The sequence below is a fragment of the Corynebacterium sp. USCH3 genome, assembly GCF_037619475.1.
Taxonomy (GTDB): domain Bacteria; phylum Actinomycetota; class Actinomycetes; order Mycobacteriales; family Mycobacteriaceae; genus Corynebacterium.
Genome location: NZ_JAQPZT010000001.1, coordinates 68,405 through 86,961, shown reverse-complemented (window position 1 = coordinate 86,961; position 18,557 = coordinate 68,405). Strand labels below are relative to the sequence as shown.

Annotated in this window: 18 protein-coding genes; 3 read left to right on the top strand and 15 right to left on the bottom strand. The window is 64.7% G+C overall.

The features are described from left to right. Window positions 1-50: 50 nt before the first annotated feature. From PQI66_RS00465 to PQI66_RS00455, 3 genes are all read right to left on the bottom strand, one after another. On the bottom strand, window positions 51-773 hold the full coding sequence (locus PQI66_RS00465; protein ID WP_339995167.1) for an endonuclease/exonuclease/phosphatase family protein: 723 nt from the start codon (window positions 771-773) through the stop codon (window positions 51-53). 83 nt (window positions 774-856) lie between these two features. After that, a complete protein-coding gene (locus PQI66_RS00460; protein ID WP_339995166.1) occupies window positions 857-1,195 on the bottom strand; it encodes a YchJ family protein in 339 nt (112 codons plus the stop codon). After that, window positions 1,196-2,749: an LTA synthase family protein gene (locus PQI66_RS00455; protein ID WP_339995164.1), complete on the bottom strand. Its 1,554-nt coding sequence runs from the start codon at window positions 2,747-2,749 to the stop codon at window positions 1,196-1,198. It lies immediately after the preceding gene. A 564-nt stretch (window positions 2,750-3,313) separates the two neighbouring features. On the opposite strand from PQI66_RS00455, the gene PQI66_RS00450 reads away from it, so the two are divergent. Both PQI66_RS00450 and PQI66_RS00445 read left to right on the top strand, forming a co-directional pair. Further along, window positions 3,314-4,858: a recombinase family protein gene (locus tag PQI66_RS00450; protein WP_339995163.1), complete on the top strand. Its 1,545-nt coding sequence runs from the start codon at window positions 3,314-3,316 to the stop codon at window positions 4,856-4,858. Between the two features lie 44 nt (window positions 4,859-4,902). Then, window positions 4,903-7,728, top strand: coding sequence for a DNA methyltransferase (locus PQI66_RS00445; RefSeq protein ID WP_339995161.1), 2,826 nt, complete (start codon window positions 4,903-4,905; stop codon window positions 7,726-7,728). Window positions 7,729-7,812: 84 nt separating this feature from the next. Here the strand turns inward: PQI66_RS00445 and PQI66_RS00440 are convergent, their stop codons facing one another. The 6 genes from PQI66_RS00440 to PQI66_RS00415 all read right to left on the bottom strand — a co-directional run bounded on the left by PQI66_RS00440 (window position 7,813) and on the right by PQI66_RS00415 (window position 11,507). Continuing rightward, window positions 7,813-8,295: a hypothetical protein gene (locus PQI66_RS00440; RefSeq protein WP_339995160.1), complete on the bottom strand. Its 483-nt coding sequence runs from the start codon at window positions 8,293-8,295 to the stop codon at window positions 7,813-7,815. Between the two features lie 94 nt (window positions 8,296-8,389). Continuing rightward, window positions 8,390-8,611 (bottom strand): hypothetical protein, encoded by a 222-nt coding sequence (locus PQI66_RS00435; RefSeq protein WP_339995159.1) that lies wholly within the window; start codon window positions 8,609-8,611, stop codon window positions 8,390-8,392. An 86-nt stretch (window positions 8,612-8,697) separates the two neighbouring features. After that, the gene (locus tag PQI66_RS00430; protein WP_339995158.1) at window positions 8,698-9,096 is read right to left on the bottom strand and encodes a hypothetical protein; all 399 of its coding nucleotides are present in this window, start codon (window positions 9,094-9,096) and stop codon (window positions 8,698-8,700) included. Further along, entirely contained in the window at window positions 9,096-9,557 is a 462-nt protein-coding gene (locus tag PQI66_RS00425) for a hypothetical protein (RefSeq protein ID WP_339995157.1), read from the bottom strand. The genes PQI66_RS00430 and PQI66_RS00425 overlap by 1 nt, the downstream gene beginning before the upstream one ends. Then, window positions 9,554-9,982 carry a hypothetical protein gene (locus tag PQI66_RS00420; RefSeq protein ID WP_339995155.1) on the bottom strand — a complete coding sequence of 143 codons (429 nt, stop codon included), beginning with the start codon at window positions 9,980-9,982 and terminating at the stop codon, window positions 9,554-9,556. Before PQI66_RS00420 ends, PQI66_RS00425 begins: the two co-directional genes overlap by 4 nt. Continuing rightward, window positions 9,975-11,507 carry a glycoside hydrolase domain-containing protein gene (locus PQI66_RS00415; protein ID WP_339995153.1) on the bottom strand — a complete coding sequence of 511 codons (1,533 nt, stop codon included), beginning with the start codon at window positions 11,505-11,507 and terminating at the stop codon, window positions 9,975-9,977. The genes PQI66_RS00420 and PQI66_RS00415 overlap by 8 nt, the downstream gene beginning before the upstream one ends. Window positions 11,508-11,609: 102 nt before the next feature. On the opposite strand from PQI66_RS00415, the gene PQI66_RS00410 reads away from it, so the two are divergent. Continuing rightward, window positions 11,610-12,089 (top strand): hypothetical protein, encoded by a 480-nt coding sequence (locus PQI66_RS00410; protein WP_339995152.1) that lies wholly within the window; start codon window positions 11,610-11,612, stop codon window positions 12,087-12,089. A 1-nt stretch (window position 12,090) separates the two neighbouring features. Here PQI66_RS00410 and PQI66_RS00405 read toward each other — a convergent pair whose 3' ends face one another. Genes PQI66_RS00405 through PQI66_RS00380 form a run of 6 tightly spaced genes read right to left on the bottom strand, consistent with a single transcriptional unit; the run spans window position 12,091 to window position 18,541 of the window. Then, window positions 12,091-13,431: a glycine-rich domain-containing protein gene (locus tag PQI66_RS00405; RefSeq protein WP_339995150.1), complete on the bottom strand. Its 1,341-nt coding sequence runs from the start codon at window positions 13,429-13,431 to the stop codon at window positions 12,091-12,093. 4 nt (window positions 13,432-13,435) lie between these two features. Next, a complete protein-coding gene (locus PQI66_RS00400; RefSeq protein ID WP_339995149.1) occupies window positions 13,436-14,878 on the bottom strand; it encodes a hypothetical protein in 1,443 nt (480 codons plus the stop codon). Next, a complete protein-coding gene (locus PQI66_RS00395) occupies window positions 14,875-15,807 on the bottom strand; it encodes a hypothetical protein (protein WP_339995148.1) in 933 nt (310 codons plus the stop codon). Before PQI66_RS00395 ends, PQI66_RS00400 begins: the two co-directional genes overlap by 4 nt. Beyond that, a complete protein-coding gene (locus PQI66_RS00390) occupies window positions 15,804-16,064 on the bottom strand; it encodes a phage gene 29 protein family protein (protein ID WP_339995147.1) in 261 nt (86 codons plus the stop codon). The genes PQI66_RS00395 and PQI66_RS00390 overlap by 4 nt, the downstream gene beginning before the upstream one ends. A gap of 33 nt (window positions 16,065-16,097) precedes the next feature. Continuing rightward, a complete protein-coding gene (locus tag PQI66_RS00385) occupies window positions 16,098-17,708 on the bottom strand; it encodes a Gp37-like protein (RefSeq protein ID WP_339995146.1) in 1,611 nt (536 codons plus the stop codon). Next, the gene (locus PQI66_RS00380; RefSeq protein WP_339995145.1) at window positions 17,702-18,541 is read right to left on the bottom strand and encodes a hypothetical protein; all 840 of its coding nucleotides are present in this window, start codon (window positions 18,539-18,541) and stop codon (window positions 17,702-17,704) included. Before PQI66_RS00380 ends, PQI66_RS00385 begins: the two co-directional genes overlap by 7 nt. Window positions 18,542-18,557 lie beyond the last annotated feature (16 nt).

The window sequence follows — 18,557 nt, the reverse complement described above, 5'->3', positions numbered from 1 at the left end:
CGGGAGTTAGCCTATCCACGCGCGGTCGATTGCGGTAACCCGCGGGGCCGTCAGGCGGTCACCACTGCACGGCGGGCCGTACCGCTGTCGGTGCTGCCCCTGCCGTGCCCCACCGAGGCCTGCACGAGGATGGGCAGGTGGTCCGAGCGCCCCTGGGGAAGGACGTCCACCTGGGAGCGGCTGAAGCCCCGGGAGACGGCGAGATCGTAGTTGCCCCGCAGCACCCCGTACCGCGAGTAGGTCGCGCCGGCGCTCCTGGCCAGGTCGAAACCGCAGGCGTCCACGTGCCGCCGGAGACGGTTCTGGAACAGCGGGTAGTTGAAGTCGCCGATCATGACCGACGGGACGTCCGCCCCCATCGTCCCGAGGACGTCGAAGGATGTCCTGATCTGCTGTCTCCGCAGAGCGTTCGTCGCGGTCAGCGGCGCGGCATGGAAAGAGGCGATGACGACGTCGCGGTCGTGCTTGCCGTCGTGGGCGCGGACTGTGACGAGACGTTCTGAGGCCGGCTTCATCACCCGGTCGTGGAACGACTTCTCCAGGGCCGTCACCTGGAGGTCTCTCACGTCGAACCTGCCAGTACGCAGGTAAACAGCGAGTCCGAGACGATTCTCGCTCGTGGCATGGACGAGCTCAAGGTCTCCGAGACGGGGCGGAAGGTGCCGGGTGTCTGCTTCCTGGACGCAGACGGCATCAGGGGCATGGACGGCGGCGAGCGGGAGAAGCTCGGTGACCGCGTTATGTTTATGCAGGTTGTAGCTAATCAGCTTCATTGATGTACGAGCCTAGTACATCCACGGACCCGGTAGCTGTGCGAATCCGGTGAGATACGTACCTACTTCCACAGGAAAGTGAGTCAGTCGACGTCGCCGTCGAGGTAGAACCACCGTCCGTCCTGCTTCAGGAAGGTGGACCGTTCGTGCAACACGCCGACGCCGCCGGTGTTCTCGAGATAGGTCGCCCGGAATTCCACCACACCGGTGTCGTCGGCCTGACCACCGGCGACGGTGTCGATGATCTGCAGTCCGCGCCAGCGTGGGTTGTCCGAGAGGTCAAGGTCCGCGGGTCGCGTGGACGGGTGCCAGGTCCTCAGGAGCCAGGCAGCGTCGGAGCGTCGGAAGGCCTCGAACCTCGAGCGCATCAAAGCCTCGGCGGTGGCGGGTTCCGTCCGGTCGATGTCGGCTGAGCCGGTCAACTACAGTTCCTCGCCTTCCCACGCCGCACTGTAGAAGTCCTGGGACCGTGACTCCAGCAACTGCCGGTAGATGTCCTGGTCCAGGCTCTGGGCGGAGTTGTCGGTGGCCCGGGTGGCGAATGCGGAGACCCCCAAGCCTGCCTGCCTGTCTTCAACCTCGATGCCGGCGGCCTCCAGGATTGTGGGCATCATGCTCAACTGGTCCACTCCCCCGCGCAGCGACGAGGTCTTCTTGTCGTCGCCCGGCACCCACACGCGGTTGAAGATGGTGCGGTTCGGGTGGTCACCGAGTTCCTCACCGAAGGCGTTGCTGGACCCCATGTGCTTCAGGTGGTCCCCCATGATCACCACCGCCGTGTCCTCCAGGTACCCCTGCTCCTCCATGTAGTGCACGAAGTCGGCGACCTGGGTCATCGAGCAGGCGAACATGGACGTCACCTCACTCTCGGTGTCGACGTCGCAGTAGTCGTAGATGTGGACCGGCTCATGGGTGTCGACGGTGAGCATCGAGAGGTTGAACGGCGTACCGGAGTCGGAGTACTCGGCGTGCAGCGAGTCGACCTCCTCCTTCGCGTTCGCCATCAGCCGCTTGTCGCTCAGCCCCCAGTCGTCCCGGAACTGGTCGGCCGGTTCACCCTTCGCCCGCCAGTCCGCGAGGTCGTACTGCTCGTCGTAGCCGTGGGACGAGAGGAACTTGTCCTTGGCAGCGAAAGAACCGTTGGCACCGCCCATGAAGACGTTGTGGTACCCCTGCTCCTTGAAGATGTCACCGACGCAGGTCAGCCCGCCCAGGTAACTGGCGACGTCACCGCCGAGCGAGTTGAGTCCGGACTTCCCCGTGACCAGACCGTTGCCCTTCAACGGGACACCACACTGCGTCCCCGTGATGCCGGACATCGTCCATCCGCCGCCCTCGTACTGCTGGAAGTCGTCGACGCTGTCCCAGCCGTCGGCCTCAGGGGTCACGTCCTTGAGCGGAATGAACGGGTCCTTCTCGAAGAGGGTCGTGTCCGACAGCGTCTCCTCCCCGGACTCGAGGTAGATCATCACCACGTTGCGTGCGTCCTCAGCTGAGGTGATCTCCGGCTGCCGGTAGTACTGGTCGATGGTGTAGTCGGAGTTGGCGGCCTTGATGTATGCGCCGACATGAACCGACGTCCCGAACATCGCGGTTCCGCTGACGACCACGGCCGCCACCAGCACGATGGACACGGTCCGGGTGAGCCAGCCACGACCGACCGGGCGTCCTGCCTCCTCGTGGACGCGGTGGCGTCGCCGTCGTCGGCGCTGCCAGTAGGCGACGCCGAGGGTGAGGACGACCGGAAGCACCCCGAAGGCGAGGATCCCCAGCCAGACGAGGTCGCCGCCCCCGCCGTCGGTCTGCATGGAGACCAGGTTCATCATCATCTGGTCGACGGTGATGGATCCCCAGAACATGTGGATGCCGATGCCGACGATGAAGAGCGTGAGTGCCAGCCAGATCAACAGGTAGACGGCGAGGTGTCCCAGGAATGAGCCGACCCGTTTGGCCGTGGTTTTGACGGGTGCAGACATTTGGGACATCTCACCTTTCCGACACAGTGCACATGGCGCGCAGGTCACCTCACCCTGTGGCCGGGCACGAGGCCAGCAGAAGATTCATCCGATTAACATCTGGAATTCAACCATAGTTCACCCTCATGGCGCGAAAAAACGGCTGATGGAGAGCGCTCCCCCAGCGAAGGTGCCCGCGCGAACTACCAGGCCACGACATCGCCACGGTGGTCGGAGGAACTGCAGCCCACGGGCCCCGGACTGGGCCTCAATGACGTCAGCGTGACCAGTCGTACTCTCCGTTACCGACAGAGACGCCTGCGGTCCGCCCGACTCGGTCCACACCCACCCCGGCGCCAGCAGCAGGAGGGGTATCGGCGTCGTCCGCGGTGCGGGCGGCGAAGCTGCGCATGAGCTGGTCCAGTGCCGACTTGCTCGGACGGTAGATCTCCCAGCCGGTGACCCGGGTGTTGTTGGCGACACTCCCTTGTCCGGACGAGAACGGGAAAGACGCTGAGGTCAGACGTTGAACTTGAACTCCACCGCTGATCTGGTCGTAGTAATATCTGCGGTATCTTAGGCACTATGACTACACGTGCCGCGATCTACCTGCGCATATCCCTCGACCGCAACATGGATGGCCTGGCCATCGACCGCCAGCGCACCGACTGCGAGGCCATTGTCGCCAACCGCGGCTGGGACCTGGTCGACACCTACGTCGACCAGTCGATCTCGGCGTCCAAGCGCAACATAACCCGTCCGGCCTATGACCGCCTAGTCGCCGACTACGAAGCGGGCAAGATCGACGCCATCGTCTGCTACGACCTCGACCGCCTCACCCGCCAACCACGACAGCTCGAGGACTGGATCGACCGTGCCACCGAACACGGTCTGGTGCTGGTGACCGCCACCGGTGAGGCAGACTTGTCCACTGACTCTGGTCGCCTATTCGCCGGGATCAAGGCTCAGGTAGCCAGGAACGAGATCGAGAGGAAGTCCGCCCGGCAGTCTGCCGCGCACCAGCAGCGTGCCCAGCAGGGCCGACCGCCGAAAGGCATCAGGCCGATGGGGTACGCCCTGGACGGCACGGTGATCGAGCATGAGGCCGAGGTTGTCCTGGCGATCTTCCGGGCCGTCGACAAGTCCTCTACATTCCGCGACATCTGCCGTGCGCTCAACGGAGAGGAGGCTGTCGAGAAGCGTGGCGATATCGTCCCGCTGCCGGACATCCCTAAAACGCCCCGGCACAGTCACACCGTGGCCGTCGAGCGCAACGAGCGCCGCATCGCCGATGGCGAACCGACGAAGCCCGCCCCTGACCCGTACCCGTGGTTGCCGTCCACGATGCTGGCAATGGTCCGCAACCCCCGGTACGCCGGGTACTCGGTCTACCGGAACCGAACCACCGCCGGGAAGGGTAAGTGGAGCAACTGGCGAGACAGTATTGTCAGGGACGACCACGGCGAGCCGGTGCTGGGGCAGTGGGACCCCATTGTGCCGACTGACCTATGGTGGCGAGTCCAGGACGTCCTCGACCGACCGGACCGCAAGACCAACCACACCGGGGTGACCGTTCGGTCCCACCTCGGCGCCGGTCTGTACCGCTGCCCGGAACCCGACTGCGGCAAGACCGTTGTCACCCACGGCAGGTCGTACCGGTGCGCCGGACATGTCATGCGAACCGGCAGCCACGTCGACGAGTTCGTCCGTCTGGTGATCGCCAAGCGCCTGGAGCGCGACGATGCCGCTGATCTGCTGCCTGGGCGGGACGACCCCGAGCTGGCACGTATCAGCGAACAGCTCGACCAGCACCGTGGCCGGATCCGGCGTGCCGAGAATGACTACGCCGCGGAGATCATCGAGGGTACGGACCTGAAACGCATTCGCGATGCCGAGCGGGCGTCCATCGCCCACCTGGAAGCTCAGCGTGCACGTCTCACCGCCGGTGACCGGGTCGCCGAGGTCCTCACCGCCGACGACCCCGCCGAGGTCTTCCGCAATGCCGATCTCGGCACCCAGCGCTCGACCATCGACGCCCTGGTGACGGTGACCCTGCTCCCCCACCCCCGTGGTAAACGCGGGTTCGACCCGGACAGTGTGGTGATCGACTGGAAGGAGAAGCGGGTGTAACCACCCGGACGGTAGGCATTCACACCACCTATACACTTCTGCCTATGAGCAATTCTCAGGTGACCATGGACCGCGGCACGATTCGCCGCCAGCTACAGCAGATGTCGACACACTGGAGTGAGCGTATAGACGGGTGGCGTGAGAGCAATGCCAACCACACCGAGAAGTCATATGCTCAGCAGTTCTGGTCCGACCTGCTTCGCAGCTTCGGAGTGATCCCGGAGCGCATCGACTTGTTCGAGAAGGATGCAACTCGAGCGACCTCCGGGAGAACCGGGTACATCGACTTATTCTGGTCCGGTGTGGTCATCGGTGAGGCTAAGTCTCTGGGCAAAGACCTCGACGGCGCTTATGACCAGGCTCTGGACTACCTGCGCGGCGGGTCAGTTGGACAGCATGAGTTTCCTCGATATGTCATTGTCACCGACTTCGAGAACATCCATCTCACCCGACTCGGCGACGATGGACACACCGATCGGTTCACGATCGACGAGCTGGCCGATCACGTCGACCAGCTGATGTTCCTGGCCGGCCAGGAGACGGTGACGAAGAAAGAGGAGGAGGCCGCCTCCATCCACGCCTCCCGGCTCATGGCGAACCTCTACACCGCCATGGTCGGGAACGACGCCGATGAAGAGGTCGGCGACGACGCCCCCATCGACCCAGAGGACGAGGACTGGCAGGTCCAGAAGACGAGTGTGTTCCTGACCCGGATCCTGTTCCTGATGTACGGAGATGACGCCGGCCTATGGGAAGAGGACCTGTTCTATCGGTTCGTGCTCTACGACACCACTGGAGACGACCTCGGCGCGAAGCTGAACCAGTTGTTCCAGGTGCTTAACACGCCGGAGAATCGTCGTAGGCGTGTCCCGGAGTCCCTGGAGAAGTTCCCCTACGTCAACGGGTCACTGTTCGCCGACCACTGGCCACAGGACTTCTTCGACGAGGAGATGCGAGATGCTCTCCTGGACGCCTGTAGGTTCCACTGGACCAGAATCTCTCCGGCTGTGTTCGGGTCGATGTTCCAGCTCGTCAAGTCCAAGGAGGCCCGCCGCGCGGACGGAGAGCACTACACCACCGAGAGCAACATCCTGAAAGTCATCGAACCTTTGTTCCTCGACGAGTTGCGCTCCGAGGCTGCACGACTGATCAAGAACAAGTCGACTACAGCTAAGGATCTCCGCCGGTTCCGTGACTCGCTGGCGGAGATGGTGTTCCTCGACCCGGCGTGCGGCTGCGGTAACTTCCTCGTCGTCGCGTATCGGGAGATGCGGAGGATCGAGACAGATATCATCGTCGCGTTACGTGAGAAGGAGGGCACGCAGACGGCCTCGCTCGACGTCTCGCTGGACCAGCGGATGAACATTGGCCAGTTCTACGGGTTCGAGTTGAACTGGTGGCCGGCGAAGATCGCCGAGACTGCCATGTTCCTCGTGGATCACCAGGCCAACCGTGCACTCGCTGCGAAGGTCGGTGATGCGCCGGAACGCCTGCCGATCTCCATCACCGCTCATATCCTCCACGGCAATGCCCTGAGCATGGGATGGGAATACCAGATTCCTCGCACCACGGGTGCTACATACGTGTTCGGAAACCCGCCGTTCCTCGGTCACGCTACTCGGACTAAGGAACAGGCCGACGAAATGCGACGTATCTGGGACACCAAAGACATCTCCCGGCTCGACTACGTCACTTGTTGGCACGCGAAGACTATCGACCTACTCTCCGACCGGGACGGCGCGTTTGCGTTTGTTACCACCAACTCGATAACCCAGGGCGACCAGGTTCCCCGCCTGTTCGGCCCGATCTTCGATGCTGGATGGCGCATCCGATTCGCACACCGCACCTTTTCGTGGAACTCCGATGCCCCGGGGAAAGCCGCGGTGCACTGCGTTATTGTCGGATTCGACCAGGACACGTCACCACGTCCTCGTCTGTGGGACTATCCGTCAGTGAACGGGGAGTCTGTCTCCGCTGATGTCCACGGCGCAGTAAACGCCTATCTAGTGGACGGGCCTAATGTACTCGTAGAAAAAACGGCCCACCCACTGTCTACAGAACTATCGCCTGCCTACTTCGGGAATATGGCACGTGATGACGGGAACCTTATCGTTGAATCCAAAGACTACGACGCTGTTATGTCCGATCCGGTCGCAGCGAAGTACGTTCGACCATTCCGTGGAAGCCGCGAACTGATGCACAATAAGGATCGCTGGTGCCTCTGGATGACAGACCTGGATCCGGCGGACATCAAGCGTAGCCCGATTCTCAAGACCAGACTCGACGCTGTCGCCGCATCCCGCCGGGCAAGCAAGGCTGCAAGCACTCGTAAGATGGCCGATACCCCGCACCTGTTCGGCCAGCGATCACAGCCGGACTCTGACTACCTCTGCCTGCCACGGGTCGTCAGTGAGACACGCCGGTACTTCACCACCCAGCGGTACCCCGCATCTGTCATCGTCTCCGACGCTGTTTTCCACATCCAGGACCCCGACGGGCTGCAGTTTGCGCTGGCATCGTCTTCGATGTTCATCACCTGGCAGAAGACCGTCGGAGGGCGGCTGAAGTCGGATATCCGGTTTGCATCGACATTGACCTGGAATACTTTCCCTGTCCCCGACCTCGACGATAAGACCCGCGAGGAGATCATTACCGCTGGCCAAGGCGTCCTCGATGCCAGAGCACTTCACCCCGAGCGCAGCCTCGCCGACGCCTACAGCCCCCTGGCTATGGATCCAGCCCTGGTGAAGGCTCATGACAAGCTGGACCGTGTCGTCGACAAGGCCTTTGGCGCCGAACGGAAGCTCACCAACGAGCGACAGCGTCTGGAGATTCTGTTCGCCAGGTACTCCGAGATGACCGCAGTCTGAAACCGGTTCGACGTCCTCATCAGTTGAAGGACAAAAAGACCCCGCCACCAGTGTGGTGGCGGGGTCGTCGTCTATCCGGGGTGACTAGACCCCGTGTGCCGTGCCACCGACAGCATCGGCGATCTGCGGGGCGATCTCGCCCGAGTCCGCGATCCCCTCGGTGGAGTTCAGGGTCAGCACTGCGTTGGAGTCCGGCAGCGCCACGTGGATACCGCCGAGCGCATCGCTGGCCTCCTGCCAGGCGACCAAGGTCTCCTCGTCCGGGAAGATGTTGATCCCGGCGTCGTAGCCGTTGACAGGCATGTCGAACCGCATCTGCACCCCGGACAGCGGTTCTGCCTTGCGTCGCTCCGGTTCTGCGTGCTCGATACCGAGTTCGTCGAGAGCAGAGGTGAACGTCTCCACCACAGACTCGGAGACCGGCTGGTCCGTGGTCTCAGCCTGCTGCTCCTGATATGACGACCCGGTGGTGGTATCAGCCTCGGCGTCGTCGTCGCTACCGCAGGCGGTCAGGGACAGGGTTGCTGCCAGGACGGTGGCCGCGGCGAGGGTGGTCTTACGGTTCATGTGGTGGCCTTTTTCGATGTGGTCGAGCTGAGTGCTCTCTGAAACTTATGTCAGGGTAAACACTACTTATAGCTAGACCGACCACCAAACCGAGCTATGTTTGGTCGGCATCCTCGGCGTCGGAACGACCCTTAGCTTGCCCAAGCATGTATGCGGCACCGGTGATCCCCGCGCTGAGCCCAAGACCCTTGACCATACCGATCATCCGCTGCTGTGCAATGAACTTCGCCGGACCGCCCACCTTTGCCATCGCCTTGAGCGTTTCCGGCCAGATCGGCGGTATCGCCATGGTTGTGCCCCATTCTCTCGTCGTCATCGTGTGTACACAGTTAACCATGCTCGACACCTATTAACGACAAAAAGACCCCGCCCCACCACCTGAATAGGTAGTGAGACGGGGTCTCAGTCGTTCTGGACCGGCGGCGGATCGGGATCCAGGACCTCCTCGCGCAGCACCGGCGGGATCACCGCAGGCTCGCCACCGAGGTCACGGACCTGGTCGCGCAGTGTGATGATGTAGGTCACGCCGTGCATCCGCCAGATCAGGTGGTCGCCACGCTCGACGCGCATGTCGGTGACCTCCTGGGTCAGGTCCCGGACCTGACCGGATAGCTCGTCGACCCGCTTGCGCAGGTCGGCCATGAGGGCACGATCCTCGGCACGCTCACTGACCAGCGCTTCTCGCTCGGACACCGTGGCGGCACGATTCTCTGCCCGGCTGCCGAAGTGACGGCCGATGTAGCCAATCAGCGATACGAACCCGGAGATGATCGCCACCCAGACCGCTGTCTCCCATGTCATCAGCCCACCTCCTGCTCCGGGTCACCGCGGGGGTCGACCATCTCGCAGTCTCTCCCGGGCACCTCCTCGATCGCGTCGGTGTAGGACAGAGTGAGCACCGTCATGGTGCCCATCGTCAGCAGGGTCAGATAGCCCGCCGAGGATTGACCGGTGACGAACGCGGCGAGAAAGATCATCCCCCACGCGGCGGGCAGTGTGGCCGAGATGGCGACGATGTGCCGGAACCCTCGGCGGGCGCTCGACAGCCCGACCACGGCAAGACCGGCGATGATCCAGATGGCTGCCCAGACCTCGACCGGTGCGTACTCTTCGACGGCAGGGATGCGCTCGGTGGCTTGGACTACCGGCGGCAGGTAGCAGATGCCGCGGAGCATCATTGCCACACCCAGCATAGTGAAGACGACCCACGGGTTCCGCAGACAGCCGCGCACCCGCAGCCGTGGTCGGCGTGGCGGGGTCATGCCTGCTCCTTGTAGTAGTCAGCCACCGAGGTCGCCGGGGCGGTGTCCTCGTCCAGGACCGGCTCGCCGCGCTCCTCGGCCCGGATCATGCGGATGACCTCGCGGGCGGTCTCGGTCGGTGACAGTCCGCGCAGTGCGGCGAGGTCCTCGGCGGTGATCGAGCCACGCGATGCCCGCTCGACGTCGGCGTTGGTCGAGCTGGAGTCGGACCCGGGTCCGGTCTTGGTCGCCGACCAGGCACCGGAGACTGCGGAGATCAGCAGCATGACCTGGGTGACCGTCTGGTCGATGGTGTCGGGGTCGATCCACCCGAACGCAGCGACGGTAGCCGCCGCGGCAGAGACGATCGAGTAGACGATCCGGCGCTTGTACCACGGCTCGCGGAACTGGCGGGTGGGCTTGGTCTGTGCAGAGTGCTCAGCCATTACTGCGGACCTCCTTGCTACGCGCAGTGCGTGGACTGCGCGTGGTGGTGGTGTCGGTGGACAGGATGTCCTGGACGTTCTTCACGGCGACCTGCAGCTCGGCGACGGCCTCGACCAGGGTCTTGCCGGCGTTGCCTGTCACACCCGGCCAGCCGCCGAAGGTGTATTCGCCGTCCTCGTTCTTGTACGGGCCGACGAGCTGATCGAGGATCAGTCCGAGTGCACCCACGGGGGTGTGGCCGCCGAGCTGTGGCCAGCCGGGGAACTCGGTGGTCTTGTGGCTGCCGGTGAGCTGGTTGCGAATCTCCGCCAACATCAGCCGGTCATTGTCGCTGAACATGTCGTCCTCCTCGGACTGTGTGGTGAGCTGGTCGTAGTGCTCCTGGGCGACCCGCATCCAGCGGTCGTGGTACTTACCGCCGGCCCGCAGGTGGTAGGGGCAGGCTGTCGAGCCGAACTCGCGATGGTCGCGGATGTTCTTGCCGAACTGGGGACGCCCGAGCCGGTGCTTGATGCACAGCTCGGCGGCCAGGCGGGCACCGCCGTCGATGGTCTTGGTTGAGATCGGCCAGTCCTGGTCGGCACCGGCGGAGTTGCTGTGCTCGATGGCGATGGACACCGCGTTGGAGGCGTTGTCTGCGTTGGACCAGGCGGTATCCTCCTCGCGGACGAGCTGGCCGACCTTACCGTGGGGGTCGACGGCGTAGTGGGCTGATGCCTGGCGGTCCTGCCACCAGTTCCAGCACTGCTGGGTGTCGCCGATCCCGCCCATGTGGTGACGGGTGATGTACTCGACCTTGCGGTTCTGCCCGTTCCAGTTCCGACCCGGGGTGAAGTGCTTGTTGAGCCAGATCGTCTCGTCGATCCGCGGCAACTTGGTCAGGTCGATAGTGGGTGTCGGGATCACCCGGTGCCCCCACTCGGCGTGGTAGACGGTGTTGATATCCACCTTGACGCCGTCGGGACCGGCCACGTTGTGGGTGCCCTGGAACAGCGTCGCGTAGTCGGACCCGTCGTGGCCGTCAGACCAGGACTTGGTCACCCAGCCCAGGACACGGCCTGGCTCGACCTCGGCGACCACGCCGTCCTCCATCGCCCAGTGGACGACACGACTGTGGCCGTAGATGCCGACTCGGTGCTTACCGAGCACCTCACCGGCAGCACGGAAGTACGCCACCGCCGTCGAGTTCCACTGCGCCAGGCTGATGTCGAAGTCGACGGCGAAGTACACCGGTGAGTCGCCCAGGCCGATCTCGGTCAGCTTCTTCTTGGCCGCCTCAGCGTCGGCACGACCACCGGCAGCGCCGCGCATGGCGTCGGGTGCATCGGCACCGCCGTACTGCCAGACGCAGCCGATACGCAGGCCAGCACCGCGGTACTGGTCAACGACGGCCTTGGTCAGTGGCTTGGCCTGCATCCAAGGCTCGCGGGGCGGGCTGATGTAGGCCACGACACCGACGTGCCCGGCTGCCTTGATGGACGCCGCCGACGGAAACCGAGCGGAGAAATCGAGGACTGTCGCCATAGGGAACCACCCCTCTCAGGGCATAGGGAAAGCCCCCGCCGGGGGTGGCGAGGGCTGTGTGAGATGTTGGAGAAACCTGTGTGGGAACGTACTGTTTGTCCCGTGAAAAGAACTCTGGCGGCGGTGGCCGCGTTGACGACGCTGATGACGATGGCTGCCTGCGGGAGTGACGGTGAGGCTGCCGAGGGTGGGGCTATCGAGGAATCCTTCGAGATGGACACTTACGGCTACTACGTACATCTGGACGGTTGCACTGCCGACGACATCTACGTCAAGCTGAACTGGGAGCAATATCACGATGGAGAGACGTTAACCAGGGAATACGTGGGTAACGATGGACCGCCGCGTGATTGGGCGCTCTACGAAGTCTCCGAACGACGAAGTACCGGGATGGATACGTCTGGCTCGTTCAACAACTTTGATACGCCGCAGCGAAACACCCTTCAGCTTGCACCGCTGACTGATCAGCACTGTCAGGCAGAGCTGGTTGGGCTAGAGGATGGTGAAGAGGTGGAGTCCCCCTGGTCCGGGACCATCGACCGCCCGACGACGTTGAACGTCACACTGGTGCCGACCAACTGACCTAGAACCGGAACCGCAGCCAGACAGCGCCGGAGTAGCCATTGCCTCCGGTGTTGTCGTTGATCACCCCGCCCTGTCCCCCAGCACCACCGGCGCCGAAGTTCCCGTCTGGCTGGGGAAAGACCTCGTTGAACACCCGATACGGCTCAGGCTTCCGCGGAGACCGCGAGCCACCAGTCCCCTTGACGCCGGCCCCTCCCTCGGCAGACAGGTCCAGGGCAGGCGCTGCGTTGGTAACCGTCGTGGCAGCCCCTGGCATTGATGCGGCGGAGCTGCTGCTCGACGACCCTGCCCCGCCTGTACCGATGGTGAGGGTGAGCGCCCGGTCCGGCGCCTCGCCGGAGCGCCAGGTGGTGAACGTCCACTTACCCGGCGACCCCTGGAGACCTGCTCCACTGACCGCCCCGCCACCGGAACCACCACCGCCTCCGCCCAGTGCGACGATGTCGACCCAGCGGGCACCGTCCGGCGGAGTGACAATGGCGTCCTCGTCGTAGAGGACGAACTTCTCACCAGTCAGACCCCACTGCGACGCCTTGTCGTGCGCCGCCCATCCGGTGTACCCGGCGATGTACGTCATCAGGGGCATGGTCTCGGAAATGTATCCACTGCCGGATGCGGTGGTAGTTACCTGCGGGACGGACACGGCCGGCCTGCAGGGCAATTGCGCCAAGCTGACGGATCCTTCCGGCACCTCGACAGCGAACTTCTCCTGCCGATCGGCGAAGCCTCGGAGCGTTCGGTCAGAGTGGACGTAGTGCAGGTGGACTTCCCCCACAGCAGCGCCCACGCCGGCGTCACGTTCGACTACCGGGAAATCGACGGACGACGTAACCATGCTTCCGTCACGCTGACGGATCCCGAGGGACGCAGCTCCTCCCTCATCCGTGCTCGGGATGTGCAGCACGACCGCCATGCCTCCGGATTCATCTGCAATGCCCACATCGACAGGCATGTAGAAGATCTGGTTAGCCCCGGCGCGGATGTCGTTAGGTTCGGTGAGCCCGAAACCCAGCAACCATTCCGGAGAAGGCTCGTCGGTGGAGTCTGCCATAAAGGTCACGGATCCCTCGAACGGCGACGCTGGATAGATGAACAGGGCCTGCCTATCCACGTTGCCCTGGAAGGTCCAGTCAGGAGTCGTAGTGACCATATCGCGGTCGGCCAGGTACTCGGAGAACGCGATCGCCGAGGTCACCTTGTCGAAGTACCGCTCCCAGGACACACCGTCCTCCATGCGCACCGCGGACCAGACCATCGACCCGTCCATCCAGGCTGACTGCATCGACATACCGTCGAGCACCATCACGGTGACGGGCACACCGCCGATGTGAGCAGACATGCGATCACTCCTTTACCAGGTAGAGCACTCCAGGCTCGTCGCCGACGGCGTCCTCGCTGTCGACCACGACGATGCGACTGTCGACGTACCGCTTGGTCGTGACGTGGGTATCGGCCTCGGGGCCGGCGGTGCTGATACGACCGTTGCCGTCGCGGCGCACCACCGAGGACGGCAGTGCGGTGGCCGTGCCCAGGGCGTCGACGTAGCGGCGGTTGGCTGCATGGTTCAGGTCCGTCGGCGTACCGACCGATACCGTGCCGTCCTCGCGACGGCGCACCAGGGTGTCACCGGTCGAGCTGGCCGTGGCGTCCCGGACCGCATCAGCGATGTCCTCCAGGCCGCCGACGTCGGTGATCTGGTGACCGTGACCCTCGTCGGCCTTGTCTGCCAGCCCGGGCACCGTCGGTTCATCCGCGGTACCGCCGAGGTCGCCGCCCAGGCGCACCTTGCCCTTGATCTGGCTGGTCGCGTCCGGGACACCGTCACTGACCACCTCGGAAGCAGACTTGGCAGCCTCCTCGGCCAGCCGCCGGTGCTCGGCAGCATCAGTCTCGGAGCGCTCAGCCTGACCCGCCGCAGTCTCGGAGCGCTCGGTCAACCAGGACAGCTCGCCGCGCACGTCACTGGCAGCCGAGCGGGCAGCATCCTGTGCCTGCCCGGCAGCGTCACCGGCGGTCTTACTGTGCCCCTCGGCGTCGTCGCGGTGCTTCTCGGCATCGTCCCGGTGCTTCTCAGCGTCACCCCGGGCATCCTCGGTCGCCTTGCGATCCTCAGCGACGGCCTTACGATCGGCATCGGTGGCGGTGGCGTCCTTACCGGTCTGGGTGGCGTGGTCACCGGCGGTGGTGGCCGACGATGACGCCTCGGAGGCACTGGTCGCGGACTCACCGGCGGACGTACCGGCCTCCAGGGCGAAACCCTCGGCACCGTCCCGCCAGGCCTCGGACTTGTCCCGGGCGTCCTCGGCACCCTTACGGGCATCCTCGGACCGCTCGGTCAGGTCGGTGAACTCCGCACGCACGGTGGCCGCCCCGTCAGCCACGACATCATCGACGTGCTCGGCAGACGAGGCTACGTCACGGGCGTGACCACCGGCAATACCAGCCTGGCGAATCGCCTCGTCCTTGGCCGCGACCGCCTGAGAGACCACCGCTGGCTCATAGTCGAACTGCATCTCTGCCAGTGACGCGATGTCATGACGACCATCGAGGGGCGTGTCGATGACCCACTGGTCGGACACTCCCCCACCCTCCAGGGTCACCACGGTCGGACCCGGGTCGACCTCGACCTCGGGCATGGCACCGTCGACCAGGGCGAGAGGATCGCCCTCGGTGGTGATCATCCCGGGTGCCTCGGTACCGGACCGGGTAATCAGGGACCGGATCGTGATCGTCGCGGTGCTGGCGTCGCCCAGGACGGTGTGGAAGTCACCGAACAGAGTGGTCATGACTCCTCCTCGGGGTCGTAGGTGTCCAGGTCGTCCTCGGTGAAGCCAGCACCGGTGGCCTCGTCGGTATCGCTGGAGGTGCGCCGGGTACACAGCCAGTCGCTGTCCGGCAGAGCGTCCAGGTCGACACCGGCAGCCATCGCGGTAGCTCGACCGGCCTCCAGGGCGGTGGTCTCATAGTGGACCTCACCCTCGGCCATCAGCGACGGGTCAGGCTCGGACGGGACATCCCCGTCGCCGGTGTTGTCGATGTCATTGTCGATCTTGAGCACAGCCAGTCGGGTGTAGCCGGTACCGCCGTCCCACCACCGCCAGCGCCCCGTCCGGGTCTTGATCCTCACGTAGTAGTCGGGACCAGGTACGACGACCGGCACGGTGGCGGTCAGCGACTCGAACGCGGTGCCGGGCTGGCCGTCGATGATCAGGGTCGAGTAGACCGTGCCGTCGGGGCGGCAGACGTCGACGAACATGGAGGTGTAGTTGGACCCGTCCCAGCCAGTGTTGCGAGCACGGGTGGTGGCGAAGATCAGCCATAGCCCCTGTTCATGGAACCGGATACCTTTCTGGGTGGTGTCGATTGACGCACCCTTGTTCGGTCCCAGCTGGGCGTCGAACGGCATCAACCTCTCGTTGCCGTCACCGAATCGCCACTGCGCGTTGATGTGCATCGACTGGTAGGCGGCACAGTAGCCGCGCACCCCGTTGAGGAAACCGACCTGGTTGATCAGCGACATCTGGCCGTCGCTGATCTCGCCGAGGGCACCGTCAGAGCGCAGCCCCCTGAGTGCGTCGTTGATCGCCCCGGTGATGACGTTGAAAATCACGCCACCGTCGAGGAATCCCCCGGCCAGCGCACGGATGATGTCGACACCCTCGTCACCAGGGTTCGGTGGCCGCCCTGACGGGTCGTGCAGATCGGGTGAGGTCATGGTGTCACCACCCGCTTCCACCGTCCGGGCTGCATGAAGTGGTCGACGACCTCAGTCTCCGGTGGCACCCAGGTCCGGTCAGCCGTGCCGGTCACCTCGACACCGCAGTGCACCAGGTGCGTGGCGATCGCAGCCCGCAGCTCGACCGGCAGGGCGTAGGTCGGACCACCGACCTCCTCGGTACCGGGCACGTCGCGCAGCAGTGCCTCGATCTCGGCGACACGGACCGCATGATCAGTCGATTCTGGGGTGCTCATGTATAGCCCACCTTTCGTCACAATGACAGTTGGTTACGCATCGACGCCGAGCGCCCGCAGCACGCCGCCGACCTTGGCCAGCTCCTTGAGCAGGCGAGCCTCGGGCAGCTCGGCATGGCGGGGGTCGCCGAGGGTGATGGTCAGGGTCATGTCGGAGTCGCGGGACCACTCCCGCTTGATGGCCACCACTCGGGTGATCCAGACACGCCCGTCCTGCTCCACCCCGACCCGGTCGCCGAGCTGGAAGTCCCAGTAGGCGTAGTACGGCTGGCCGTCCTCGATCAGGGCGGTATAGCCGACGTATCCGCGGGTGTCGTACAGCCCGGTACGTCCGGTCTGCAGGGTCGAGATGGAGAACCCGTTGCCACCGGAGATGAACGTCTCGGGTGGGGCGAACCTGCCCATGGCGTTCTTGCGCCGGTTGGACTTGTTCACGGCGAACGCCAACAAGACGTCCTCCAGGTAATCGTCGAACGCGCCATTCAAGCCGGGCACCATGAGGATGTTGCCCAGCAGACCCAGCGCCGAGTTCACACCGAGCTTCACGCCGGTGTTCACCCACCCCGGCGACTTGCCGCCGTGGGTGACCTGCCAGGCCGTGGGCTTGGTGATCTCCATGCCCGCACCGGGCACACCGTCGAATCCGGCGTGCTCGTCCTCGCGCCAGACCGGGATCGCCTCGCGTCCGGCGGTCTTCGGTGTCGTCGGTGCCGAGGGGTCGATGATCGCCTCCCAGCCGGTCTCGGCCAGGTCCTCGGTCAGGTAGGAGACGTACTTGATCGCACCGTCGATGATCGTGCCGGTGTAGTCGGTCTTGCCCGACTTCTCGACGACGTCGACGACGATCGTGGGCTTGCTGAACTGCACGTAGTCCGGGTACGGCTGCTCGTCGCCGGGCACCCAGCGCCAGACCTTGAGCTGGAGCTGACCATCGTTGAGCGTGTCGCCGATCAGGTCGGAGAAGTACGCGAACCGGCTGCGCAGCACCGTCCAGGGCGAGGTGTCCCGCAGCAGTGAGGGTGCCGGTGCGCAGAAGATCGGCCAGTCGAAGAACCGGCCCCACCTGTCTCGCCAGGACTCCGGGTCCCAGATGTTCTCCGGCGGTGTCCAGCCGACCCCGTACAACCTGATTAAGTTCATGACCAGGAAGTTCTTGATGACCCAGTGCGACGGACCGGGCAGGAGCATCTCCTTGGGCACCTGCAGCCCGGCAGGCGTCAACGGGTTCGCCCAGCAGACGATGGACATCATCAGCCGCCAGTCGTGGGTGCACTGCCAGGTGACCGTGGCGGCACCGTCCTCGTCGACATCGCGCAGGACCTTGGCCACCGTGCCCGACCACCGGGTCTCCCAGGGTCGGGGGTGGGTGGCGTCCTCGACGGTGATCGACCAGATGGACTCGATGTCCTCGTCCAGGGACCACTGCGCCAGGAAGTGCTCGGCAGGCAGGGCGACGGTGAGGTCACCGGCGTCGTTGTAGAGGTCGTCGACGCTCATGCTGATCTCGCCGGACAGCTCGTCGAGGAACGCACCCTCCCTGTCCCAGACCCGGACGTACTGACGGCCCCAGCTGGCAGCCTCGCGGGCTTGCTCGGCGGCAGTGACCTCACCGGCGATGCGGTCCAGGGCTTCGGTGTTTACCATGGCGACTCCCATCGACGGTCGAGGATGATGCGCACGGACGGATACCCGTCGACGGGACCCTCGATGGTCACCTCGGTGGCCGTGGTGCGCGGCGGGATGGCATGACGGAATCCGCGGCCGAGGAGCTTGCCCCACTGCGGCTCACCGTCGACCCCTGCAATGGTGCGGTTCAGCGGGTTGGTGTCGACGACGAATCCGGGCACGCTGATGGTGTCCAGCGGCACCGAGTCGCCGGTGACGCCGTCCGGGAACTCCCAGCCCTCGCCGGGTGAGTCGCAGATGAACCGCGGGTAGACCGGCACGTCGCAGGGGTTGGACACCTCGACGGTGCCGGTACCGCCGGACAGCTGGAAGTCACGGGTGAACTGCGAGCTGTATGCGTACGGGTCGGTCGCCACGGCCTCGACGGTGACCTCCAGGACACCGCGACGGTGCGGGTCGATGTCGGTGCCGAGCTGCATGTCGCGGGACAGCTGGAGGTTCAGGTGCCGCACGCCTCGACGGGTGTGAAAGATGAGTCGGCCCGGTGAGCCCCAAGCGTTGAGCCAGGACTGCCAGACCTCGTCGAGGGTGTGCTGGCGGGTGGCGACGATGGCCACCTCCAGGGTGACCAGGCGTTCGTCGACCTTGGTACTGCCGGGCGTCGACCCGGCCTGCCGTGCGGCACTGCGGCGGCGCAGCTCGGACGGCGTGGGGCCGATGCCCGTGATGCTCTGGAGGATGACCCCCTCGGCACCACGACCGATCCCCCGCCGTCCGGGCAGACGACCGTGCAGGTGGAACTCGCTACCGGTGACGGACTCCCAGATCAGGACCAGGTCGGCAGAGTGCATGGTGTGACCTCCTTGC

Coding starts and splice junctions, on each gene's coding strand:
- PQI66_RS00415 (WP_339995153.1), bottom strand. CDS start 11,507: ATGGCGACAGTCCTCGATTTCTCCGCTCGGTTTCCGTCGGCGGCGTCC.
- PQI66_RS00385 (WP_339995146.1), bottom strand. CDS start 17,708: ATGGTAAACACCGAAGCCCTGGACCGCATCGCCGGTGAGGTCACTGCC.
- PQI66_RS00425 (WP_339995157.1), bottom strand. CDS start 9,557: ATGACCCCGCCACGCCGACCACGGCTGCGGGTGCGCGGCTGTCTGCGG.
- PQI66_RS00455 (WP_339995164.1), bottom strand. CDS start 2,749: ATGTCTGCACCCGTCAAAACCACGGCCAAACGGGTCGGCTCATTCCTG.
- PQI66_RS00380 (WP_339995145.1), bottom strand. CDS start 18,541: ATGCACTCTGCCGACCTGGTCCTGATCTGGGAGTCCGTCACCGGTAGC.
- PQI66_RS00400 (WP_339995149.1), bottom strand. CDS start 14,878: ATGACCACTCTGTTCGGTGACTTCCACACCGTCCTGGGCGACGCCAGC.
- PQI66_RS00390 (WP_339995147.1), bottom strand. CDS start 16,064: ATGAGCACCCCAGAATCGACTGATCATGCGGTCCGTGTCGCCGAGATC.
- PQI66_RS00440 (WP_339995160.1), bottom strand. CDS start 8,295: ATGAACCGTAAGACCACCCTCGCCGCGGCCACCGTCCTGGCAGCAACC.
- PQI66_RS00465 (WP_339995167.1), bottom strand. CDS start 773: ATGAAGCTGATTAGCTACAACCTGCATAAACATAACGCGGTCACCGAG.
- PQI66_RS00445 (WP_339995161.1), top strand. CDS start 4,903: ATGAGCAATTCTCAGGTGACCATGGACCGCGGCACGATTCGCCGCCAG.
- PQI66_RS00405 (WP_339995150.1), bottom strand. CDS start 13,431: ATGTCTGCTCACATCGGCGGTGTGCCCGTCACCGTGATGGTGCTCGAC.
- PQI66_RS00420 (WP_339995155.1), bottom strand. CDS start 9,982: ATGGCTGAGCACTCTGCACAGACCAAGCCCACCCGCCAGTTCCGCGAG.
- PQI66_RS00430 (WP_339995158.1), bottom strand. CDS start 9,096: ATGACATGGGAGACAGCGGTCTGGGTGGCGATCATCTCCGGGTTCGTA.
- PQI66_RS00435 (WP_339995159.1), bottom strand. CDS start 8,611: ATGACGACGAGAGAATGGGGCACAACCATGGCGATACCGCCGATCTGG.
- PQI66_RS00450 (WP_339995163.1), top strand. CDS start 3,314: ATGACTACACGTGCCGCGATCTACCTGCGCATATCCCTCGACCGCAAC.
- PQI66_RS00395 (WP_339995148.1), bottom strand. CDS start 15,807: ATGACCTCACCCGATCTGCACGACCCGTCAGGGCGGCCACCGAACCCT.